This window comes from Mesorhizobium sp. M7A.F.Ca.CA.004.04.2.1 (assembly GCF_004022825.1).
Classification (GTDB): Bacteria; Pseudomonadota; Alphaproteobacteria; order Rhizobiales; family Rhizobiaceae; genus Mesorhizobium.
This window is the reverse complement of sequence record NZ_RZPH01000679.1, coordinates 1-3,337: the sequence shown is the minus strand read 5'-3', so window position 1 is coordinate 3,337 and position 3,337 is coordinate 1. Positions and strand designations below refer to the sequence as shown.

At 63.6% G+C, this 3,337-nt stretch carries 3 protein-coding genes; all 3 read right to left on the bottom strand.

The features are described from left to right. On the bottom strand, positions 1 to 350 hold a 350-nt coding region (locus EN893_RS25100), incomplete at its 3' end, for an aldo/keto reductase (protein ID WP_164765492.1). 84 nt (positions 351 to 434) lie between these two features. Beyond that, positions 435 to 827: a DUF305 domain-containing protein gene (locus EN893_RS25095; RefSeq protein WP_127271334.1), complete on the bottom strand. Its 393-nt coding sequence runs from the start codon at positions 825 to 827 to the stop codon at positions 435 to 437. Positions 828 to 870: 43 nt separating this feature from the next. After that, positions 871 to 3,315, bottom strand: a complete 2,445-nt coding sequence (locus tag EN893_RS25090; RefSeq protein WP_128361848.1) for a heavy metal translocating P-type ATPase — start codon at positions 3,313 to 3,315, stop codon at positions 871 to 873. Positions 3,316 to 3,337: the final 22 nt, after the last annotated feature.

Here is a 3,337-nt window from a genome sequence, read left to right as displayed (position 1 = left end):
GGCCAATGCAGCAGATAGAGATCGATGCGGTCGGTGCGCAGGCGTTTCAGGCTGTTTTCGCAGGCGCGCTGCACGCCCACGCGCGAAGCGTTCGATGGCAGAACTTTCGAGACCAGGAAGGTCTCGTCGCGGCGCCCGGCAATGGCCTCGGCCACCACCTCCTCGGCGCCGCCGCCGGCATACATTTCAGCGGTGTCGATCAGCGTGATGCCGAGGTCGAGGCCGAGCTTGAGGGCATTCACCTCATCGGCGCGGCGACTGATATCTTCGCCCATCTTCCATGTGCCCTGGCCAAGCACCTGAACGGCTTCGCCTGAGGGCAGTTTGGTGGTTCTGATGGTCGACGGCATTGCGGGCTCCATTTAGGCCGATCGCATCACAGGCTGGACGAGAAATCCAGAGGCGTTCTCGCCGCGCTGACGATGGCTGAAGACTTACTTCACCGGATGGGCGGCGAGCCAGGCCTGCATCTGCTTGATCTCGGCTTCCTGCGCGGCGATGACGCCTTCGGCCAGCTTGCGGATTTCCGGATCCTTGCCATTGGCGAGTTCGACCTTGGCCATGTCGATCGCACCCTGATGGTGCGGGATCATGCCTCTGACGAAATCGACATCGGCATTGCCGGTATAGTCGGACGCCATCATGTCGGCATGCATCTTGTCCATCGCCGCCTTGTAGCCTTCCGTCGAAGGGCTGGTCGCATCCGCCGCCATGGCGCCCATGTCGTGTTTCATCTCTTCGCTTTGCGCCGGAACGCTTTCGAGGAAGACGGTAACCAGCATTCCGGCCGCCATCAGCAGCAGAACGAGTTTTTTGGCGAAGGTCATTCATGGTCTCCTGTTGGATGGGTTTCGTATTTGGGGGCTTGGATCAGAGTTTCAATGTTCTCAGCCGCAACGCGTTTGCGATCACCGACACCGAAGACAGGCTCATCGCCGCCGCCGCCAGCATCGGCGACAGAAGCGTGCCGGTGAGCGGATAGAGCACGCCGGCGGCGACCGGCACGCCAAGCACATTGTAGAGGAAGGCAAAGAACAGGTTCTGGCGGATGTTGCGGATCGTCGCCTGCGCCAGCGTGCGGGCGCGCACGATACCGTTGAGGTCGCCCTTGACCAGAGTGATACCGGCGCTTTCGACAGCGACATCGGCGCCAGTGCCCATGGCGATGCCGACATCGGCAGCTGCAAGCGCTGGTGCATCGTTGACGCCGTCGCCGGCCATGGCAACACCGGCGCCTGTTGCGCGCAGTTCCTCGACAAGGGCTGCCTTCTGTTCCGGCAGCAGGCCGGCGCGGACCTCGTCGATGCCGAGGCTTCTGGCGATCGCGTTGGCCGTGCGTTCATTGTCGCCGGTCGCCATGATGATGCGCAAGCCGCTTTCATGCAGAGCCTTGATCGCCTCGGCCGTCGTTGCCTTGATAGGGTCGGCGACGGCGACGATGCCGGCCAGCTTCTTGTCGACAGCGACGAACATCGCCGTCTTGCCTTCGAGCTGCAGCGCCTCGGCCTTGGCCGAGATGGATGCGATGTCGACGCCAAGGTCCGCCATCATCGCAGCATTGCCGAGCGCGACCGTCTTTCCCGAGACCGAACCGGACACGCCCTTGCCGGTGACCGCCTCGAAGGCGCTGGCCTCGGCAACGGTCACGCCGCGTGTAGCAGCGCCGTCGACGATGGCTTCAGCCAGCGGATGCTCCGACCCCTTCTCCAGACCGGCGGCAAGCGCCAGCAATTCCTCTTCGGAGAAGCCGTTTGCCGTGACGACATCGGTCAGTTTCGGCCGGCCTTCGGTCAGCGTACCCGTTTTGTCGACGATCAGCTTGTCGACGGAAGCGAAGCGTTCGAGTGCTGCGGCCTCCTTGATCAGCACGCCGGCATGCGCTCCGCGCCCGGTTGCGGTCATGATCGACATCGGCGTGGCGAGGCCGAGCGCACAGGGGCAAGCGATGATCAGCACCGACACCGCGGAGACGATGGCAAAGATCAGGCTGGGCTCGGGTCCAAACACGGCCCAGGCGATGAAAGCGACAATCGCGACAAGGACGACGGCCGGGACAAAGTAGAAAGAAACGCGATCGGCCAACCCTTGAATCGGGGCGCGCGAGCGCTGCGCCTTGGCGACGAGATCGACGATGCGCGCCAGCGTCGTCTCGGCGCCGACCTTCTCAGCGCGCATGATCAGCGCACCATTCTTGTTGAGGGTGCCGCCGGTCAGCGCATCGCCCTCGACCTTCTCGACCGGCAACGGCTCGCCCGTGATCATCGATTCGTCGATCGAGGATCGCCCTTCCAGCACCGTGCCATCGACCGGCACGGCGTCACCGGGGCGTATGCGCAGGCGATCGCCGGCTTTGACCGCATCGAGCGGCACATCGCTTTCGGAACCGTCGGCGGCGATCAGCCGCGCGGTCTTCGGCGCGAGATCAAGCAATGCGCGGATTGCCGAGCCGGTCTTTTCACGGGCGCGGAGCTCCAGCACCTGGCCAAGGAAGACCAGCGCAACGATGACGGCAGCAGCCTCGAAATAGACCGGTACCGCACCGCCATGGCCGCGGAACTGATGCGGAAAGATATCCGGAAACAGCGTGGCGACGACGCTGTAGAGATAGGCAGCACCAACGCCGAGCGAGATCAGCGTCCACATGTTGGGGCTGCGGTTGACGAGCGAGTCCCAGCCGCGGTGGAAGAAGGGGAAGGCGGCCCAAAGCACCACCGGACTTGCCAGGACCAGTTCGATCCAGACTTTTGCCCGGTCCTCGACCAGACCTTCAAACGTCAGGCCGATCATGGGTGCCATGGCGATGATCAGAAGGGGGATCGACAAGGCAGCGCTCACCCAGAACCGCCTGGTGAAATCGACCAGCTCGGGATTTGGCCCTTCATCGCCCGTTGGTACGCCCATCGGCTCCAGCGCCATGCCACAGATCGGGCAGGATCCTGGCTTGTCGCGGATGATTTCGGGATGCATCGGGCAGGTGTATTGCGTGCCTTTGGGCATCGGCTGCGGTGCCGGCCTGTCGCCGAGATATTTTTGCGGCTCCGCCTCGAATTTCGCCTGGCAGGCGGCCGAGCAGAAGTAAAAGCCCTGGCCTTCGTGGCGGGCAAAGTGCCTGGCTGTCGCGCGGTCGACGCTCATACCGCAAACCGGATCGGTGGCCGTCAGGAATTTTTCCGGCTCGGCGACGAATTTCGCGCGGCAGCCCTGGCTGCAGAAATGATAGGGATGGCCATCATGCTCGGCCGTCGGCTTGCCGGCGACCGGATCGACAGTCATGCCGCAGACCGGGTCGCGGACGACGCTCTTCGTGGTGGGCACGGCGCCTTTTGTCGAGCAGCAG